Here is a 20663-nt window from a genome sequence, read left to right on the forward strand (position 1 = left end):
ATAATCTTGAATTTCATTTGCAATAACAGTGTACTATTTTACCCCTTGCAATTCTACTCCAATACAATATAATTAATCCATTTTGATATCCGATTTTCTATATTGTTGTGGTGTCATATTTACATATTTAGAAAAAGCTGCTGAGTATTTGCTGGGATTTGAATACCCAATTTTATTGGCTATTTCTATAATAGGTATATCTGTTTTTTTCAAAAGCCCAATACTATATTCTATTCTGTATTGTTTAAACCAAGTGTATATTGGAACACCGTAAATCTCTTTGAATATTTTTCTCAAAGTATTGATATTTATATTGCATTCTTGGGCTAATCTATTAAAATCAGGTTTTATACTTAGATTTTGAGAAAGATAGTTTTTGATGGATTTAACAGTTTCTATTTGATTTTTAGGATAATATCTTTTTTTATCTTGTATCATTTCAAAATCACTATGTGATAAAAATAATAATAATTCTAGCACTTTTATTTTTAAATAATCCACTTTGACATCATCATCAACACTATACATTTCCATAAATATATGCTGTATTTGTTGAGTGGCTCTCATTATATATATGTCATTATTTAAAGTAAGTTTTTTTGAAATTAGGTTTATATCTATATTAAATTCAGAGAATATCTCGTTATTTTTCGCTTTTTCAGTATCTATTAAAACTTCTAACCCTTCATAATATCCAAAAGTGAAAAATTCATTACTTTTGTTTAATGACCATCTGCTAATTGATAAATCACCCTCTGTAAGATATGCATAATATTCTTGATCATATAGACACTCAAACTTTCCCCTCAAACAGTGATTTATCTCGATATATTTCGTACTATTATTGTCTATTACTGTTTTTGGAGCTTCATAGCAATGAAATCTATTATATATTATTTGCACTCCATTATATACATCTATACAGTACATTCTTCCCTCTCCACCTAGTTTGTCTATCATATATTCTGTTTCATAATGGTTTATTTTTTCCTTGTTTAATATAGGTATATTACAGTTTTCAAGCATAGAATCTTCTTCCCCTTTTATAGTTTGATTTTAAGTTAATTATATTGATATTGGTAATCACTGTCAAATAATAAGGGTGAGTTTTATTGAAAATTAATAGATATATAAACATTGCCATAAATTCAAGTAGATGATTTTAAATTAAAAATAATATAAATTATTATAAAGAAACTAGAAATATAGTATAATGAAAAATAATTATACAATTGTTATAAAATCCGAACTAAAGATCAGAGTTAATAGTACACCTGTTTTTTATGCTAAAATATAAAAATATCAACATTTATCTAAAACATAGCCTAATAATAAAATCTCTTTATAATAAATTATTGATTCCCTATATTTTTTCAAATTGCCACCAATCAAATTTTGAAAAGCCTGTTAAAATAAATTTTATATAGAGGTAGGTGAATAGACAATAAGTAATCTTAAGAGTACAATATATATGTAAATAATGACTATAAACATTAATTAAAGATTAAAATAGCATAGCTATATAAGAAGATATTTTAGTATTAATTTAAAAAGGAGAATTGTATGTTAAAAGAAAATATAATAATTTTATTAGAGGAATTTAAGAATGGATTACTAGATTGTGCTACTAATGGCACATTTAGTGAACAAGAGTATAAAAAAATGCGTGAACAAATATTAGAAATAGATAACCTTAAATCCCATATACCAATTTTTCTAAAGGTTCAGCGAACACCTAATGAATTTAGAAGATATATGCAAGGGTTATATGGCAATTATGCAGGGAGAAGAAAATTTATTACTGATGAAATTAATAAATTGATATTAGTAGTAGAGGAGTCAAAAGAAGTAGAATTATCTAGTAATGATGAATATACTATAGGAGAACGTTTGGGTAATGGAGGATTTGGACAGGTTTATAAATATCATAATGAGTTGTTAGACTTAGATTTTGCTATAAAAGTACTTGATCCTTTGTTTTCATCAGAAAAAGATCAAGCCAATAGTGAAAAACGTTTTTTTAGAGAGGCGAAAATGCTTTTTACATTGTGTCATCCAAATATTGTAAGAATATATGATGTAGGACGCTTAGAAGGAAAACCTTTTATAAAGATGGAGTTAGTGGAAGGATGTGATATGAATGGTTTATTAAAAAAACATGGTAACTTAACATTCGAGAATAGTTTACTACCAATTATTGAATTGCTCAAAGGACTTGAATATGCACATCATAAAGGCATTATTCATAGAGATTTAAAACCAAGTAACTATATGTATTCTGAGACTTGTGGATATAAAATAATTGATTTTGGAATTAGTGCCTTTACAGAAAGCGAAGGATATACTAAATTAACAAAAACTGGTGAACAAATTGCAGGAGGTCTATATACTGATCCACAACTTATGGAAAATCCAACACTAAGAGATTGTAGAAGTGATATTTATTCTGTTGGTGCTATTTGGCATTTTTTATTGACTGGAAGAGCACCTTCTGGTGGAGATATGCGTAAAAATCTAATTAAAAATTATAATTTGGATGAAGATAAGACTGATTTAATTATTAGATGTTTAGCATATAAACTGGAAGATAGATACAATAATTGTTTAGAGTTGAGAAAAATTCTTGAAAGTCTTTAAATAATGATAAAATAAATACTTGTATGTTAGATAAATATTGTAGGAATATCATTAATAATCTTAGAAAAATCAGCACTTAAAATAAATAAAAATATACAAGAATAGAAATAAATAATTTTCTTTCACTGATATAAGCATGAGTGCTTATATCGTTCAACACATTTAATAAAAGTTGTTGTTTATTGAAAAATTATTTAATGAATATTTATAATTTAGGGGTGAAGATAATGAGTGATACAACAAAAAGACAGCATTATATTTGGAGAAACTATCTTACAAGATGGACAGACAATGGTGATCGTTTAAAAGGTAAATTATATGTTAAACGAAAGAAACTTAGAGGTAGTCAGAACCTAATTGAGTTTTCTAAACTTGAGAAAATTGGGTTTGAAAAATTCTATTATGATGTGACTGGCTTTCAAGATAAAGATGTTAGTATACTAAATCAATTTTTATCATATATGCAGAGGAAGGAACTTATTAAGTTTGGAATTGATCCAAGCTTATTTTCTAAAGCTGCGAATCAAAGAGATTTTATTGAAAAAGAAATAATGTGCTCTTATGAGGATATAGATAACAAATGGAAATTTCTTGATAAATTATCTAAAGGGGACTTTTCTTTCTATAAGAATAGTAAAAAGCAGGATATTTTAGATAAAGTTTATAAAAACATGATATATAGTCTACTATACCAAGAAGATAATTTATCAAAAAGTGATCTTTTAAATATTATGGAAGAGTTCTTTAAAGATAATTCTGACGAGGATGATCTAAAGTATGAGTTTAATAGGTTTTTTTGTATGCAATATTTCCGTTCACCAAGGATTCATAATAATATAAGTGTTAATATTGAAGAATTGAAAAAAAAGAATAGTGAATTAAAAGAATTAGATACAAACTTTTATGTAAATATGGTTGCAGTATATTTTGCAGAACAAATGGCACTAAATATAACTCATAATTTTAGTACGAGTATATTACTTTTTGAGAATAAAACAGATACTCCTTTTATTACAGGTGATACACCAATAATTAATCTTGGAGGAACTGAAATGAATAAAATCACGATGTTTCATTATCCAATTTCTCCAAGAATGGCAACTCAGTTGATAGTAGTTCCTAAATTTAGTAATTTGGAAGTAATTAATAAAAATATACATATACCATTAGATCAAAATTTTGTTTCAATTGTAAAGAACTGTAATCAAAAGCTTGCGGATAATTGTGTTAATGAAATATATTCAAATGATAATAATTGTCTAAAAAAATTAAACATACAGTAAAATATATTTAGTTAGAGTAAAAAATAAAATTTTAGTTTTAGATGTATTTAAATACACAGTTGCCATCTAAGTAAGTTGCTAATATTTCTATATCTTTTAACTTATCTTTTTCTACTTCAAATGGATTTTGTCCAAGTACAACAAAGTCGTAAACTTTGCCAACTTCTATGCTTCCTTTTGTTTTTTCTTCAAAAGAAGCATAAGCGCCCATTATTGTATAAGATTTGATTGCTTATTCTACACTTAAAGCTTGTTCTGGTAAGAAAGGTACTTTTTCGTACCTTTTTTATTTATATCACAAATTACTTTCATAATTAATAGTCCAGTTTCTCTAAAAATAAATCAAAATCAATTATATCTGGTTTACAATAATACCAATATCTTCCATAAATAAAACTATTTGATAATATACCCTTTATACCATTTATATTTCTTTCTAGTATGATTAATAGTATAGGATATAATTTTTGATTCATAAATTCAACAATTATATCTATATCTTTATCTGTAAGTTTTTCTATATCAATTTTAGTATTTAAAATACCGTCTATAAAACAATATTCAATAACTATATCTATAAAATTTTCTATATAATATTCCCCACATTTTTTTATTAAATCGACCTTTTTATTATCCAATAGAATCAAAAATATTCCACCTAATCTATTTACCATAAATTTATTTATGTTCATCATAGCGTAATCAGTTAATTTTCCATCTGCATGCATATCTTCAACTGGTCCATTTCTATATATAATATGTGTTGTAGCAACAGATAAATTATGAATTATGTCCTTATCATCTAGCGGTTTATCATTTTCCATAAACTTTATATAATTATTTATATCCATTTTTTCCTTCCTTTCTTTTTAAATTTTTACTATCCTTTTCTTTAATTATATCAATATTCATACGTTTTTATCTTTTATTTTCATAATATACAAAAATAGCATGTAAACTATTAAAAAATACATGCTATATATTAAATATTTATTTTTATATTTTAAATAATACTTTTCTAGTTATTTAATCTCAAGTGTACCTTTAGAGCAATTATTCACACAAGTTTTACACTTGATACAATTAATATTATTAAATTTGTTATTTTCATCAAATTCTAAATAAGACTGTAAATGTTCTGTTTGCTTTAATATTTTCCATTTTATCTTCCCTATATATAATTAAAATACTTCCTATATATTTAATTATATAATCGAATATCTATTTTTAAGCTATCATATTCATAACAATCATAAGTGCCCCAATTGAACATAATACGATTCCAAGTACTCTATTTAAAACCTCTTCTGAAGATTTATTGGCAAATTTTGCAGATACTTGTGCACCTACAAATGTAAATAACATACAAAGGATTAATATTTTAAAATCAGGCATTCCACCTATTGCAAAGTGTGACATAGCTCCTGTAAGTGCTGTAAATGTCATTATAAATACACTTGTTCCAACTGCTGTTTTTAACTCATAACCTAATACACTTGTAAGGATTAATAAAAGCATCATTCCTCCACCAGCACCTACAAATCCACATATAAACCCGATCATTATTCCACATAATATCGATTGTATTATTTTTGTTTTAACTGACTTTTCTTCCATATCGTCTTTTGTTGTCATAACTGGTTTTATTATAAATTTAAGTCCAACTAAAAATGTCATATATACAGAAAAGTTACCCATCATTTTATTTGGGACTAAACTAGATATATAGCTTCCTACCATGGTAAATATCAAAACTGTTATCATCATTATCATTCCATTTTTTATATCTAGGTTTTTATTTTTACCATAAGTATAAGCTGATACGGCACTTGCTAGTACATCTGATGCTAGTGCAATTCCAACTGCTTGGTATGCTGGCATTCCTAAAAAAGTAATTAACATAGGTGATATAACTGCAGCTGCACTAAGCCCAGCAAGACCTGTCCCAATTCCAGCTCCGAAACCACCTATCAAACATGTGATTAATGTAATCATAATTATCCTCCTAAATTTTGTATATTTTATCATAATATACAGTTTAATATATATTTAAGTATTTATTATGAACTAGTATTTTAACTTCTTTAATTAAATCCAAAAAAATAGCGTGTAAATCTAATTTGAAATACACGCCATATATATAAAAGCCCTAATCATTTACTTAAATCAGTTGCTTCCTCGACTAATATTTAATCTTCATTTGTTGATAAATCACTATCGTTGTCAGCTTTATCATCTACAATATCAGTATTTTGATTATCTTTTTTCTTTTCAAGTGAATTCAAATTTTTTTATTATTGAAAAGTCAAATAATGTTATGCATAGTGATATTTTTCTTTTTTTGCAATTAAGAAACTTATCGATATAACAAATGCGCATATTTCAGCAACAGTAATCGCAAGCCATACTCCATCAAGTTGTAAGAATATCGGTAAAATTATTACTGCAAGTGTTTCAAATCCCAATGTTCTTGAGAATGATATTATAGCCGAAATCATTCCATTATTAAGCGCTGTAAAAAATGAAGATGCATAGATGTTTATTCCCGCTAGTATAAAGTAGAATGAGAATAATCTAAATCCGTGCACAGTCATATCAAATAATTGCTTATCATATCCTACAAATACTTTTGCAAGGGGAGATGCTAAAATCTGTGCAAGCACCATCATAGTAATTCCTAAAATGCTCATTATTTTAAAACTTTTTTGAAGCATATTTTTAACTTCATTATGATTTTCTGAACCATAGTGATAAGATACTATAGGCGCTGTTCCTATTGAATATCCTATAAATACTGCAATAAATGCAAATTCAACATACATAACTGCACCATATGCTGCAATACCATTTTGACCAGCAAGTCTCATAAGTTGGAAGTTGTAAAGCATACTTACAAGTGATGAAGATACTGTAGTCATAAGTTCAGATACTCCATTTGCACATGCTTTTAAAAGAACTGTTCCTTCTAATTTAGTTTTTACAAATTTAAGCGCTGTATCATTTTTAGAACTCATAAAATAAATTAGTGGTAAAACTCCACCTATACATTGACTTAAACCAGTTGCCAATGCTGCTCCAACTAAGCCCCATTTAAATACTGCTATAAATAATGCATCTAAAACCATATTTGTAAGCCCAGCTATAACAGTCATAATAAGACCAAGTCTTGGTTTTTCCGCTGTAATAAAAAGACTTTGGAATACACTTTGTAACATAAATGCCGTATTAAATATAACAAGAGTTCTTCCGTATGTTACACAATCTTCAAGCATTTGTCCACTTGCTCCAAGAGCACTTGAAAGTGGTCGTATAACTATAAGTCCCAAAATTGTAAGAAGTAGTCCTAATATAATTACTAATGTTATAAGCATTGTAAAATATCTATTGGCGTCTTCTTTTTTATCTTCACCAAGTGTCTTTGCAACTAATGCACTCCCACCTGTTCCTATCATAAATCCAAATGCACCTAATATCATTAAAAATGGCCAAACTAAGTTAACTGCGGCAAATGGTGTTTTCCCTACAAAGTTAGATACAAATGTACCGTCTACAACACCATAAATCGAAGTAAAGACCATCATAACAATAGAAGGAAGTGCAAATCTAAATATTTTTTTATAAGTAAAATGTTCAGATAATTGTATTGTCATATTTATTCCTCCATTTTATATTAAATCTCTAAAAAGCTATCCTTCAATAGATCATTAAATTTTCTAAGTAAGTTTATTAGTAATTCTTGCTCTTTTTCATCCATCTTAGATAAAGCATTATTTTCTTTTGAAATAATTATATCGACTGTATTATTAGCCAAGTCTAATCCTTTTTCTGTAAGGCTAACTTGCTTACTTCTTTTATCATTTATATTGAGTAATTCTATGTATCCTTCTGCTTCCATCTTTTTCAAAGATGAGTTTACAGTTTGTTTTGGAATACACATCATATTACATATATCACTTTGAGTTAGTACTTTATTTTCTTCTCTTAGTATATAAAGTATCCAAAGCATACAGTCAGACATTTTAAATTTTTTTGCAAGGTTACTGTATAAATCATTATTTTCTTTCATAACCTCATTAAATTCAAGCATCCTCTTTGATGAATTATTTTTCATATCAACCCTCCTCAATAATCCGATATCGGACAATAGATATTATAGTCCGATATCGGATTATTGTCAATGTATCTTTCTTCCTACTTTTAATTCATAATTTTTAATATGTTAAATTATACTTCTTTTATAATGTTGATTCATTCTTTGTTATAATGTATAATAATCGCTAGCAAAAAATTAAATATAGAGCTTAGAGTTGCTTAGCTTTATACTTGATTTAAATAAAAAATTCAATATATTGTTAAAAAGTTTTATTATGACATATTTTGATAATATATATATAATATACTTTACATAAGTCTAGGATAATAAATTTTATAGGAGATAAAATAGTGAAAAATAATAAAAATAAATTAATACAAAGGATTACTATAGCTTTACAAACACTTTATCTATTCGCGATTTTTTCATCTAGTATTGTGCCAAATATTTATATTACGTTTTTGATTGCTGTAATATTAAATATATCGAGTTTAATTTTAAATTTTGTTAATATCTTTTCTAAAGGACATTTTAAGTTCTTATTTTTACTTATAACAATATGTGAAATTTTACTTACTATATTTATATTTTTACTTCCAGAAGCGGGGACCCCTGCCCCAATTCAGCTTTTTAGCTAATTAAAAGATAAAGTGAGTTTAAAATAAAATAATCGCTCTACTTTTATGTATAATAATATAGTAGATATTTAAAGATAAATAAAAACTATAATTTATATAAGAAAGGACGTAAATATGAAAATAACATATATTCACCACAGCAGTTTTTGTGTAGAACTTGAAAATTCAATACTTCTTTTTGACTATTTCAAAGGTGAGCTTCCAGAGTTTAATAAAGATAAAAAACTTTATGTATTTGCAAGCCACTTCCACCAAGACCATTTTGATAAATGTATTTTTGAAATAGCTAAAGACCACCCTAATGTTACATATATTCTTTCAAAAGATATTAAAAAAAGAAGAAGCAAATATGTAAAATCTGCTGACCAAATCGTTGTTGTAAACTTCGACGAAGAAATTACAGTAGATAATATGAAAATAAAAACACTTGAATCAAGTGATATTGGAGTTGCATTTTTAATTGAAATAGAAGGAAAAACAATCTACCATGCGGGCGACTTAAACTGGTGGCATTGGGAAGGCGAAAACTCACCAAAAGAAAACAAATATGCTGAAGATAAGTTTAAATCTGGAATAGAAGGTATAAAAGGATATGATATAGACTTGGCATTTGTACCGTTAGATCCTCGTCAAGGTGATTTTTACTACTTGGGATTTGAGTATTTTATGAGAAATACAAATACAAAAATAGCTTTCCCAATGCATATGTGGGGAGATTTCTCAATTTGTGATACTTTTATAAATTCTAAATATGCAGTTGATTATAAAGATAAAATAATTAAGATAAGTAATGACAATGAAGTATTTAATATAGATTAGCTAACTTAATCTATATTAATGTAGTTGATTATAAAAAATTAAACCCTACAAATTATAAATTTATTATACAGGTTATAATATAATTTATAATAAAAAACTCCCTTGATTTTGCTCCAATAATTTAGGTGCATTATATTTTCAAGGGAGTTTTTATTTAATTCTAGCTATTTTTTAATATTTTTCTTTAATAATTAAATAATAATAAGTTTTCCAAATATATAATTCATCTATACTTCTTGTTTTAAACAAGTTTTTAAGTCATCATCAGGTGTACTTATAGGTCTTAGATCGAATGTGTCGACTAAGTATTGAAGTACATTAGGGCTTAAAAATGCTGGAAGTGTTGGTCCTAAGTAGATACCTTTTATTCCAAGTGATAATAAGGCAAGTAAATCTGCTACTGCTTTTTGTTCATACCAAGATATTATTAGAGAAAGCGGAAGTCCATTTACGTCAGTTTCGAATGCATCTGCTAATGCTGTTGCTATTCTAACTGCTGAATATGCATCGTTACATTGGCCAACATCTAGAAGTCTAGGTAGTCCTGCAACTTCTCCAAAGTCAAGTTTATTAAATCTATATTTACCACATGCTAAAGTTAAAATCACGCAGTCATCTGGAACTTTTTTAGCAAATTCAGTATAATAATTTCTTCCTGGTCTAGCACCATCACATCCACCTATTAAGAAGAAATGTCTTATTTTACCTTGTTTTACTGCATCTACTATTGCACCTGCATTGCTTAAAGTTGCATGATGACCAAATCCAACTAGAATTTCATGTGGTTCTTGGTCTTCTTTATATCCACCTAATTCTAATGCTTTTTCTATTATTTCGCTGAAGTCTTTAGTTCCATCTTCTTTTTTAGGAACAAATTTTACTCCATCCCATCCAACTACGTTAGTTGTAAATATTCTGTCTTTATAAGTTTCTCTAGGTCTCATAAGACAGTTAGTTGTCATAAGGATGCATCCTGGTATTGAATCGAATTCTTTTTGTTGGTCTTGCCAAGCTCCACCAAAGTTACCTACTAGATGTTTATATTTTTTAAGTCCTGGATATCCATGACTTGGTAACATTTCACCATGTGTATATATATTTATTCCTTTTCCTTCAGTTTGTTGAAGTAACATTTCTAAATCTTTTAAGTCATGTCCTGATACTATTATGAAAGGACCTTTTTTCATTTTTACGTTTACTTTATGTGGTGTTGGATTTGAATAAACTTCAGTATTTGCTTCGTCTAGTTTTTTCATAACAGCCACACTCATGTCACCTGTTCTCATTGTCCATCTTATAAGTTCTTCTACGCCTAGGTTGTCATCAGTTGTAGCTTCTAATGCTCTAATGTAGAAGTTGTCGACTTGGTCATCATAGTATCCAAGTTCTCTTGCTTGGTGACCATATGCACTAATTCCTTTTAATCCATATACTATTGTTTGTCTTAGTGAACGAATATCTGGGTCTAGTTTTTGGTCATACATTATTCCCGCTTTTTTTGCGTCTTTTAACATTTCTGCTTTAGTACTACTTAGATTATATGTAGCGTGTTCTGTGTCGTTTTTTATACATCCAACTTTACTTCTAAGTTGTTCTTTTATTTCTTGAGATCTTTTTAATAATTCAACATGAACATCAGCATCGAAGTTAACGTTTGTTAAAGTTGTAAATAAGCAGTTTTCAACGAAAGATACTATATCTTTATCTACATTTTCACCTTTTTCTACTATTTCTTTTGCATAACAACTTATACCTTTTATTTGGAATATTAGTAAATCTTGAAGTGCTGCTACTTCAGGAGTTTTCCCGCATACACCCATTTTAGTACATCCTTTACCCCCTGCTGTTTGCTCGCATTGGTAACAAAACATAGGGTATTCCATTGCCATATTATTTTCCATAGTTTTACCTCCATTTTTTATTTCTAATTTAGTATTTCACTTTTTTAGAAAAATATAGCTTTTTATAATAAAAACACCCCACAAAATGTGAGGTGTTTTAGATTTTAATTTATTTTTATTTAAAAGTTTTGATATAATTAAAAAATTTGTCTATTTCTTTTTAATTGGAAAACATATTTCAGTAACAAGTTCATCTTGATTTTTTGTTTCTGCTGGTCCGACATGGTATATACTAAACATATCGCCATCAAATTCATAATTATTATCTTGAACCCAATTTACTATAGCTTCATTTACATTACCTATTTGTTCATATTCACCCTTCATCATAACTGATGCAACTTTCATTGGAGCTACATTTATAAATTTTACATTTTGTGTATCTTTATAATCTCCATCAACAGCTATTTGGATTTCTATATCTGGATTTTCTTCTTTGTATTCTTCATCTCTATAAATAGCTACTCTATAAGCTGGATTTGAAAATTTAGGATTTTGTGGTGCTATTTCACTTCTTATTTGATTCCAAAGTTCTCCTTCTTGTGGATAACTTCCTATAACTTTTCTTAAACTAGCAACCTTTCTTTCTGGCATTTCTTTTATATTTACGTTGTATTTCATAATTGAAACCTCCTCTAATCTCTTTACGAAGTTTTCAATAAGCAATACTTGGTTTTGCATTTCTTTTATGCCTGATTCTATTTCAGATTTTCTAGCTTTTAACGCATTTTTAAAGCTATCATCATCCTTATAATCTTTTAAGATATCTTTTATCTCATTTAGACTGAATCCCATCTTTTTTAATTCTTGAATCCTATTTATTACAATAAGTTGTGATGCTGAATAATATCTATATCCTGTAAATTTATCTGTCTTTTTCGGGACTAATAAATCAATTTTGTCGTAATGTCTAAGCATTCTTATGCTAACCTGTGAAAGCTTTGAAAACTCACCTATTTTAAACATTCAATCACTCCTTTTACATGCATGTTTCTTTGAGCTTATTTATATTGTAGAGCCTGTCACAGTGTTAGAGTCAATACAGAAATTTAAAATTTTTCTTATAATATAGTTTTTAGTAATTAACTTTATTTTCTTCTTCTAATTATCATAGCTATTATTGCTATTAATACAGCCAATATACATACTATTGCTATTATTATATTTCTTATATTAGGTATTTTGGCAGAGAAATTTATATTTTGAACATTTGAAACTGTGTAATCCCAGTTGTATACGTATTTTCCATCTTCTTTTGCTTGGCTAGTTGCATTACTTTGCTCAGCTTTTATAGGAGATTTTATATGTAAGCCTATAGTAGATGAACGTCCAAGAAAATTAACTATTGCCTGTCCTTCGCTAGACATCTCGCCATTTATCGCATCTTTTATATTTAAATTTATATCATAAGTATTTGAAAATAAGCCTTTATTTTCTTTTATATCTACATATTTTTCATAAATTTGTTCAGCAAAACAACTGACTGAATCATCTTTTTTAGCTGAGTTTGTATCTCCATTTACGTCTATTGTATCGCTTAAATTTGTTACTTCTTTTATTACATCTTCTATTGGCCCTTTTCTCGTCGTAAATCTATATCCTGATTTATCTGATTCACTTATCTTTTCGACCTTTTCATATGAAGTTGCCCAATCCTTTATAGTATCTTCTGAGATGTTGTTAAATATAGCTCCTGGCCCAACTACTTGGACTATTGCCTTTCCTGTTGCATCTTTATCTATATCAACAGTAACATCTGCATCAACACAACCCGTAAAAATTATTGAACATAGCATTATTATTCCTATTAATAATTTCTTATTCATGAGTAGCCACCTTTCTCGTTATTCTAAATTTTAAATTAAAATTAATATTAAATATTTTATATCCATTTATATACAAACAATTTATATATGTTTATTATAACACCTCAGTTATCAAATTATAATTTTGAAAACAAAGTTTAAGAATTGTTTATATTTCTTAATTTATACAAATAAATTTTGTAAAGTATAATCAAAATTTTAAATTATTATACTAAAATATAAATATAATCTATTTTTAAAATTAGGGGTGATTTGATGTCTTTAGAAATAAAAGTTGGCTATAATGAAAAAGATGAAATAAAAAAATTATTTTCAGAATACACAAATATGTTAATTGAAAATGAGCCTGGTATGGCAAAATATCTCAAACTTCAAGACTACGATTATGAATTATCACATCTAGAGAATAAATATGGAATGCCTGAAGGTAGATTATATATAGCTTATGTCGATGGTAGTCCTGCTGGGTGTGTCTGTATTAGAAAATTATCTAATACAAATTGCGAATTAAAAAGATTATTTGTAAGACCAAAGTTTCGTGGACATAAATTAGGCGAAATATTAGTCCAAAAGGTAATAGATGATGCCAAATCTATCGGATATAAAAATATGTATTTAGATACACTTCCATTCTTAGAAAGCGCCATACACCTATACACTAAACTCGGATTTTATAAAACTGATTCCTATGTAAATAGCCCTCTTGATACTAGCATTTATATGAAATTAGAACTATAAAAAATTCACTACATTCATAGCGCCAACGACTTCGTCCGTTGCTTAAGTTAATAATTCCCTTAGAATAAAAAAATACTCCTAGATCATAAAATGATTTCTAGGAGTATTTTTTTGGATATATTTCAAATATTATACAATTAAACTAAATTATTTTGTTTCCAGCAACATACTTAGCTACTATATTTCTATCGTCACTTAGATAGATTATTCTCTCTAATCTTTCTTTTAGAGTAAAATCGCTATTGTCACCGAATGATTTGTCATTTAAAACTACAGCATCAAATTCGTATCCTTTTTCAAAGCTACCAACATCTCCAAAGAATTTACCTCCACCTTTAGTTCCAAGGTAGAAAACTTCTGTTAAAGTTAATGTTTGATTTTTTTGACCAGTTAAGGATTCTCTTAATTTTGAAACTTGCACTGCATCGCTCATCGCTCTAAATATAGATAAACTTGAGCCTGCTGCTATATCACTTCCAAGTCCAACATTGATTCCCATACTTAACATATTTTTAATTGGAGCTATTCCACTTGTTAAGTTTGCATTTGATTGTGGACAATGAGCTACTACTACATTGTTTTGTTTTATTAATTCAAGCTCATCATCTGGACAGTGAACACAATGTGCCATTATAGTTTTATTATTTTTCCCAAATAAATTATATTTATCATATGCCTCTGCATAGTTTTTTGTATCTGGGTGTAATTCTGCTACCCACTCAATCTCAGATTTATTTTCTGATAAATGTGATTGAACTGGTATGTTATATATATTATTAATTTGTTTTATTTCTTCCATTAAGTTATCAGTACAACTCGGTATAAATCTTGGTGTTAATATTGGTTTTATATTTTTATATCTATCTTTTGTATCTTCTAACCACTCTATTGTATCTTCTTTAGATTTTAGAGTATCCTCTGTTAGAAATTCTGGTGAATTTCTATCCATATTAACCTTCCCTACATATGCCTTTATACCAGCTTCTTCTAACATGTCCATAAGCATAATTGTCGCATCTTTGTGTAAAGTTGCAAATATAGATAGTCTAGTTGTAGCGCTGTTTTTCACATCACTTACAAATTTAGAATATTGTTTTTTTGCATATTCTAAATCTCTATACTTTCCTTCTTCTTTGAAAGCATAAGTATTTAACCAATCTAAAAGTTGCATATCCATCCCCATTCCTCTGAATGCATATTGCGGAGCATGTATATGTAAATCAATTAATCCTGGGATTATTATATTATCTCCATAATCTTCAATCTGGATATTTTTCAGCCTACTTGGAATTTCTTTATAAAATTCTTCCGATTTTCCATCTCTAATTAAAAGATATTGATTCTCTTTAATTTCGATATTATCTTTATCTATTGAGTAAATAAAACTCCCTTTTATTAATTTCATATTCTCCTCCTCAATTACACAAAAAACTGCCGCAAATAGCTATAGTAATTCTAAATGAATTACGTATAGTTAGCTATTTACGGCAGCCTGTAGAAACGTCCATCCTTATTATGGATCTATATATGTAATCTGTCTTGTAATATTCTATTTAATTAATTTTATCTCTAATGACATAATTTCCTAAGTGGTATTTATATCTCAATTATCATATCAAATATATTTATATTCGTCAACACCTTTCTTTTTAAAAATTTTAAATTGTATTATACCTAGCTTTATTGTCTTTGAGAAACTTTTAATATATACTCAACTTAAATACAAATATATAAAATCTATATACACTACTGTAAGTTTGTAATCTAATTTGATAAGGAGGTATATATGGAAAATATATTAATTATAGAAGACAATGAAGATGTAAATCTAATGCTTTCAAAAGCTATAAAAAACGCTGGCTACAATGTGAAATCTTCATTCACTGGTATTGATGGTCTAAACGAAATTAAGACAAATTCCTACGACCTCGTGCTCTTGGACATTATGTTGCCATATAAAAGTGGTGACCAAATTTTAAAAGAAGTTCGCCAATTTTCATCAATTCCAATAATAATTATTTCAGCAAAAGATATGATAAGCACAAAAATAGATTTATTAAAACTTGGTGCTGACGATTATATAACAAAACCATTTGATTTAGGTGAAGTCATTGCAAGAATCGAGTCAAATTTAAGAAGATATTCTATATCTGCTTTCCAAACTTCTCTATTTACATATAAAGATATCTCGCTAGATGAAAATACTAAAGAAGTTAAGATTAAAGATAATTTACTTGATTTAACAGCGAAGGAATACATGATTTTAGAACTATTACTAAAAAATCAAAATAAAGTATTTAGCAAGGCTAATTTATATGAATCGATTTGGCATGAAGAATACATCGGTGATGACAATGTAATAAAAACACATATAAGCAACATTCGAAGTAAATTAAAAAAATTCAATAAAAACGGAAATTATATAGAAACTGTGTGGGGGTTAGGATACCGACTTTTCAAGAAATAACTTATCTAAATCTTTACAATTATTTTTTCACCTTATCTCTTTCTAAACCTTTACTATATATACTTAAAGTGTAAATCTAAAATATTTATAAATCTATTTATATATTTTAAATCTTAAGGAGGGATAAATATGAGTGAATATATTTTGAAAACATCAAACCTTACTAAAAAATATAAGAATTATAAAGCTATAAACAATGTATCGTTATCATTAGAGGCTGGTAAAATATATGGACTTATAGGCAGAAATGGTGCTGGAAAAAGCACATTTATGAAACTTATCGCAGGGCTTAGCTACCCTGATGAAGGTCACATTGAGTTATTTGGCCATACAAAAGAAAGTGAAATTCAGCTTGAAAGAAAGCGCATAGGTTGCATGATTGAATCGCCAAGCATCAACTTATCTATGACTGCAAAAGAAAATATGAAACTACACAGAATTATTAGAGGTATTCCAGATGAAAAAATAGAAGATGAACTTCTTAGTCTTTTAGATATAAATAATACAGGTAAAAAGAAAGTAAAAAACTTTTCTTTAGGTATGAAACAACGCCTCGGAATTGCGATTACCCTAATTAATAGTCCTGAATTTTTGATATTAGATGAACCGATAAATGGCTTAGATCCACTTGGAGTTGTCGAGATACGAAAACTTCTTACAAAACTATGCAATGAAAAAAATATGACTATTTTAATCTCTAGTCACAACTTGCCTGAAATGTATCAATTGGCGACAGATTATATATTTATAAATAAAGGTGAAATAATACAGACACTTTCATTAGAAGAATTAGACGAATACTGCAGACACTATCTTTTGATAAAATCTACAGATGTTTATAAATTAGTCAATGTAATAGAGAGAAAATTAAATACTACTAATTTCAAGGTTATGCCCGACTACTCTGTTCAACTTTTTGACTATATTGATGACAAAGAATTTGTTGGAAAGACTTTATTTGATAATAATATCGTCGTAACTAATCTATCAAATGAAGGTGGAACTCTTGAAGATTATTTTGTATCTTTAGTAGGTGGTGTTGATAATGATTAATTTAATTAGAGCTGATTTGTTTAAAATGAGAAAAAGTAATTCAATAAAAATATTATTTCTATTATGTTGTATCAGTGCATTTATTATGTATGAAGTTTGTAAAGAATTAAGCAAAGGAAATTTAGGAAGTGATATTGTTGGTTTTGGGTCTTTTGTTACTGATTTTCAAATGATTTCATTAGTGAGTGTAATCTTTATATCTATATTTATTTGTAATGACTTTGATAATAAAACCATCCAAGACTCTATCTCAACTGGTCATAGTCGAGCTTCTATATTAATTTGTAAAACTATATCTTATTATATATCAATATTAATTTTTCTACTTCCATATATGATAATAACTATAGTTGGAGTTTGCTCTAATAATACATTTGAATCATTTTTACCATCAGTATTCCAAAATATAATAAAAAATGAGTCTGGTGTTACATTTGACTCTGCTGTATTTTTAAAGATATTTTTAATATATATTACTATGACTATTGTATATGCATCTCAAATCAGTATATCGATTTTACTTGCTTTTTTATTTAAAAGACCTGTAATTGTAATAAGTTTAGGTTATGTTTTAAACGCCTCAATTGCACAAATAGTAAATATTGATAAGCTCTCTGATTTATTTAAGTTAACTCCATACGGTGTAGATTATTCAAAATTAACACTTGATGCAAGTTTATCTGTATATTCAAATTTTATAAGTATTAGTTTAATTTTTATGGCTATTATATTAATTTTATCTTATATTTCATTTAAAAGAGCTGAAATAAAATAATTATTAATTTTATAAACGTAATTACTCTTGATTTATAATATAATTTAAATTAGTTATATTAAATTTTAAAAGATGAAGGGGTTGAAAAAATGATTATTGCTGTTGTTTTACTAAGTATATCTGTATTGATTTTATTTTTATATATTATATTTATACTAAAACAATTAAAATCAATTAATAAACAACTAGATAAAAGACTTATTGAAAATACACGCCAACCACTTAATATTGAACTTTTCAATAAAACTATAACTAATTTATCTAAAAATATTAATCGCTGTTTAAAATTAGAAGAAAAACGCCGTCTTGAAAGTATAAATGATCAAAAACAATTTAAAGAATTAATATCAAATATATCTCATGACCTTAGAACTCCACTCACATCAATTAAGGGATATCAACAACTTTTGGAGAAAACACCCTTAGATAAACACCAAGTTCAACTCCTTAAAACTTCACAAAAATCTACAGATGAATTAGGTTTATTAATAGAAAACTTCTTTGAATATTCTTATCTAGTCACTGCTAAAACCGAGCCTAATTTAGAAAAAATCAATATAAATAATTTAATTGTAGAATGTGTATTATCTTATATAGCTATATTTGAAGAAAAAAATTTAAATGTAAATATTAAAGAGACTCCTCCTGTTTTTGTACTTGGTGATAAAAATATGTTAATACGCATAATTGAAAATTTATTAAATAACTGTGCAAAACACTCACTTGGAGATATCGACATAAAAATAGAATTTTTACAAAATGCAAAAATCACTTTCACTAATCCGATAAATCAAGATACCAATATAAATGTAGATAAACTATTTCACAGATTTTATACATCTGACTCAACTAGAAATAAATCAACGGGATTAGGGCTTTCGATTGTGGAGTTTTTGGTCAAACAAATGGATGGTAATGTCGGCGCTTATCTAAATAAAACTGATCATACTCTATCTATTTTCTTTGAAATTCCACTATTTAAATAAATTATATAGACATCTCTTTTATCTAAAAAAAATGCTGTTGAAAACTCTCATATTATAATTATAGATGGAAACTTTTTTAAAGAATTGATAAACCAAAATATATCTGCTCAAAAGTTTATATTAGAAATAACCCAAAGCAAACTTTCGGAAGTTTTGTGGGTATTAGAACAAGTTGTATTTTTCAATTTAGATTATAGACTTTCTGATTATTTGATAAATCAATATTATCTTAAAAATTCAGATAAAATATCTATAACCCATGAAATTATTGCAAATGATTTAGGCTCATCACGCGAAGTTATAAGCAGAATGTTAAAACGATTTGAAAAAGATAATTTAGTTAAAGTTAGTCGAGGTTGTATCAAAATTTTAGATATAAAAAAACTAAAAGAGTTATGTTAACATATTTTCTAAAGTTATAATGACTACATCCTCTCTTTGTGACTTAATCACTTAACTTTTATTAAAAATCCTTATAATTGTATTTACAATATATAAATTAGGAGGAATAAAATGAAAAAGATTAAGAAAAAAGCTATAGTAGATAAAAGTTCTTGTGTGGCTTGTGGTACTTGTCTAAAGTCATGCCCACTTCAAATAATACACATAGAACAAGGTGTTTTTGCACAGATAAATTATGATAAATGTGTCGGTTGTGTCAGATGCGCAGCTATATGTCCTGCATCTATTATAAGTATTGAAAAAAGAGAGGTGGCGGTATAATATGAAAAATAAAAAATCAGCTTTAGATTATATGTGGATTTTAAGTATAACTTATTTTAGCTTAGGATTTTTTAATATACTATTTGCATGGCTTGGATTACTATGTTTCTTAACTCCAATAATAATATCATTATTAGGAGGTGGAAAATCATATTGCAATACATATTGTGGTAGAGGTCAACTATTTAATTTATTTGGAAGTAAATTAAAACTATCTAGAAATAAAAACATGCCTAAATTCTTAAAAAGCAAGTATTTTAGATATGGATTTTTGACTTTCTTTTTAACAATGTTTGCAATTATGTTATTTAATACTTATTTAGTATTTGCCAATGCAAGCAATTTAAAAGAAGTGCTTACTTTGCTTTGGACATTTAAACTCCCTTGGAAAGTTGCCAATACTAGCATAGCATCACCATGGATTTATCAATTTGCATTTGGATTTTATAGCATGATGCTGACTTCGACTATATTAGGTCTTATAACAATGCTTTTATTTAAACCTAGATCTTGGTGTGTATATTGTCCTATGGGTACTATGACACAGCTAATTTCAAAAGCTAAATACAATCCTAATAAGTAATTTTTTTAAATAACTTATTAATATAATATACAATTCTTAAAATATAAAAAGCCAGAGATTATAAAATCTCTGGCTTTTTATTAATTATATAATTTCTATATGACACTTTTTTATATTATTATATTATGATTTATTATATTA

The 20663-nt window shown here is 27.1% G+C and carries 22 protein-coding genes and 1 riboswitch; of the genes, 12 read left to right on the top strand and 10 right to left on the bottom strand.

Annotation, left to right across the window (positions count from 1 at the left end):
• Window positions 1-72: 72 nt before the first annotated feature.
• A complete protein-coding gene (locus RDX53_RS06350; protein WP_195930919.1) occupies window positions 73-1026 on the bottom strand; it encodes an AraC family transcriptional regulator in 954 nt (317 codons plus the stop codon).
• 537 nt (window positions 1027-1563) lie between these two features.
• Between RDX53_RS06350 and RDX53_RS06355 the strand changes: the two genes are divergently transcribed.
• Both RDX53_RS06355 and RDX53_RS06360 read left to right on the top strand, forming a co-directional pair.
• On the top strand, window positions 1564-2637 hold the full coding sequence (locus RDX53_RS06355) for a serine/threonine-protein kinase (RefSeq protein ID WP_195930918.1): 1074 nt from the start codon (window positions 1564-1566) through the stop codon (window positions 2635-2637).
• Window positions 2638-2864: 227 nt separating this feature from the next.
• On the top strand, window positions 2865-3920 hold the full coding sequence (locus RDX53_RS06360) for a DUF4238 domain-containing protein (RefSeq protein WP_195930917.1): 1056 nt from the start codon (window positions 2865-2867) through the stop codon (window positions 3918-3920).
• A gap of 37 nt (window positions 3921-3957) precedes the next feature.
• Here RDX53_RS06360 and RDX53_RS06365 read toward each other — a convergent pair whose 3' ends face one another.
• The 5 genes from RDX53_RS06365 to RDX53_RS06385 form a co-directional block, all read right to left on the bottom strand.
• Complete coding sequence (locus RDX53_RS06365) at window positions 3958-4149, bottom strand: amidohydrolase family protein (RefSeq protein ID WP_295571861.1); 192 nt, start codon at window positions 4147-4149, stop codon at window positions 3958-3960.
• An 85-nt stretch (window positions 4150-4234) separates the two neighbouring features.
• Complete coding sequence (locus tag RDX53_RS06370) at window positions 4235-4771, bottom strand: hypothetical protein (protein WP_195930915.1); 537 nt, start codon at window positions 4769-4771, stop codon at window positions 4235-4237.
• A gap of 376 nt (window positions 4772-5147) precedes the next feature.
• On the bottom strand, window positions 5148-5915 hold the full coding sequence (locus tag RDX53_RS06375; RefSeq protein ID WP_195930914.1) for a sulfite exporter TauE/SafE family protein: 768 nt from the start codon (window positions 5913-5915) through the stop codon (window positions 5148-5150).
• 320 nt (window positions 5916-6235) lie between these two features.
• Window positions 6236-7570 carry an MATE family efflux transporter gene (locus RDX53_RS06380; protein ID WP_195930913.1) on the bottom strand — a complete coding sequence of 445 codons (1335 nt, stop codon included), beginning with the start codon at window positions 7568-7570 and terminating at the stop codon, window positions 6236-6238.
• A 20-nt stretch (window positions 7571-7590) separates the two neighbouring features.
• Window positions 7591-8031, bottom strand: coding sequence for a MarR family winged helix-turn-helix transcriptional regulator (locus tag RDX53_RS06385; protein ID WP_195930912.1), 441 nt, complete (start codon window positions 8029-8031; stop codon window positions 7591-7593).
• A 332-nt stretch (window positions 8032-8363) separates the two neighbouring features.
• Between RDX53_RS06385 and RDX53_RS06390 the strand changes: the two genes are divergently transcribed.
• Window positions 8364-8651, top strand: a complete 288-nt coding sequence (locus tag RDX53_RS06390) for a hypothetical protein (RefSeq protein WP_195931908.1) — start codon at window positions 8364-8366, stop codon at window positions 8649-8651.
• A gap of 114 nt (window positions 8652-8765) precedes the next feature.
• Entirely contained in the window at window positions 8766-9470 is a 705-nt protein-coding gene (locus RDX53_RS06395) for an MBL fold metallo-hydrolase (RefSeq protein WP_195931909.1), read from the top strand.
• Between the two features lie 227 nt (window positions 9471-9697).
• Here RDX53_RS06395 and hcp read toward each other — a convergent pair whose 3' ends face one another.
• The 3 genes from hcp to RDX53_RS06410 all read right to left on the bottom strand — a co-directional run bounded on the left by hcp (window position 9698) and on the right by RDX53_RS06410 (window position 13197).
• On the bottom strand, window positions 9698-11371 hold the full coding sequence (hcp, locus tag RDX53_RS06400) for a hydroxylamine reductase (RefSeq protein WP_195931026.1): 1674 nt from the start codon (window positions 11369-11371) through the stop codon (window positions 9698-9700).
• 150 nt (window positions 11372-11521) lie between these two features.
• A complete protein-coding gene (locus tag RDX53_RS06405; protein ID WP_195931027.1) occupies window positions 11522-12337 on the bottom strand; it encodes a MerR family transcriptional regulator in 816 nt (271 codons plus the stop codon).
• Window positions 12338-12459: 122 nt separating this feature from the next.
• The gene (locus RDX53_RS06410; protein ID WP_195931028.1) at window positions 12460-13197 is read right to left on the bottom strand and encodes a hypothetical protein; all 738 of its coding nucleotides are present in this window, start codon (window positions 13195-13197) and stop codon (window positions 12460-12462) included.
• A gap of 255 nt (window positions 13198-13452) precedes the next feature.
• Between RDX53_RS06410 and RDX53_RS06415 the strand changes: the two genes are divergently transcribed.
• Window positions 13453-13935: a GNAT family N-acetyltransferase gene (locus RDX53_RS06415; RefSeq protein WP_195931029.1), complete on the top strand. Its 483-nt coding sequence runs from the start codon at window positions 13453-13455 to the stop codon at window positions 13933-13935.
• A gap of 142 nt (window positions 13936-14077) precedes the next feature.
• Here RDX53_RS06415 and RDX53_RS06420 read toward each other — a convergent pair whose 3' ends face one another.
• The gene (locus RDX53_RS06420; protein ID WP_195931030.1) at window positions 14078-15340 is read right to left on the bottom strand and encodes an amidohydrolase family protein; all 1263 of its coding nucleotides are present in this window, start codon (window positions 15338-15340) and stop codon (window positions 14078-14080) included.
• A gap of 46 nt (window positions 15341-15386) precedes the next feature.
• Window positions 15387-15484: riboswitch (purine riboswitch) on the bottom strand.
• Window positions 15485-15721: 237 nt separating this feature from the next.
• Between RDX53_RS06420 and RDX53_RS06425 the strand changes: the two genes are divergently transcribed.
• The 7 genes from RDX53_RS06425 (at window position 15722) to RDX53_RS06455 (ending at window position 20522) form a co-directional block, all read left to right on the top strand.
• Complete coding sequence (locus RDX53_RS06425) at window positions 15722-16402, top strand: response regulator transcription factor (RefSeq protein ID WP_195931031.1); 681 nt, start codon at window positions 15722-15724, stop codon at window positions 16400-16402.
• 129 nt (window positions 16403-16531) lie between these two features.
• A complete protein-coding gene (locus tag RDX53_RS06430) occupies window positions 16532-17455 on the top strand; it encodes an ABC transporter ATP-binding protein (protein ID WP_195931032.1) in 924 nt (307 codons plus the stop codon).
• Window positions 17448-18230, top strand: a complete 783-nt coding sequence (locus RDX53_RS06435) for a hypothetical protein (RefSeq protein ID WP_195931033.1) — start codon at window positions 17448-17450, stop codon at window positions 18228-18230. The genes RDX53_RS06430 and RDX53_RS06435 overlap by 8 nt, the downstream gene beginning before the upstream one ends.
• An 89-nt stretch (window positions 18231-18319) precedes the next feature.
• Window positions 18320-19216 (top strand): HAMP domain-containing sensor histidine kinase, encoded by an 897-nt coding sequence (locus RDX53_RS06440; RefSeq protein WP_195931034.1) that lies wholly within the window; start codon window positions 18320-18322, stop codon window positions 19214-19216.
• Window positions 19217-19300: 84 nt separating this feature from the next.
• Complete coding sequence (locus RDX53_RS06445; RefSeq protein ID WP_243269600.1) at window positions 19301-19618, top strand: Crp/Fnr family transcriptional regulator; 318 nt, start codon at window positions 19301-19303, stop codon at window positions 19616-19618.
• Window positions 19619-19729: 111 nt separating this feature from the next.
• Window positions 19730-19939 (top strand): 4Fe-4S dicluster domain-containing protein, encoded by a 210-nt coding sequence (locus tag RDX53_RS06450; RefSeq protein WP_195931035.1) that lies wholly within the window; start codon window positions 19730-19732, stop codon window positions 19937-19939.
• Between the two features lies 1 nt (window position 19940).
• Window positions 19941-20522 (top strand): 4Fe-4S binding protein, encoded by a 582-nt coding sequence (locus RDX53_RS06455; RefSeq protein WP_195931036.1) that lies wholly within the window; start codon window positions 19941-19943, stop codon window positions 20520-20522.
• Window positions 20523-20663: the final 141 nt, after the last annotated feature.

This window comes from uncultured Intestinibacter sp. (assembly GCF_902468165.1).
Taxonomy (GTDB): domain Bacteria; phylum Bacillota; class Clostridia; order Peptostreptococcales; family Peptostreptococcaceae; genus Intestinibacter.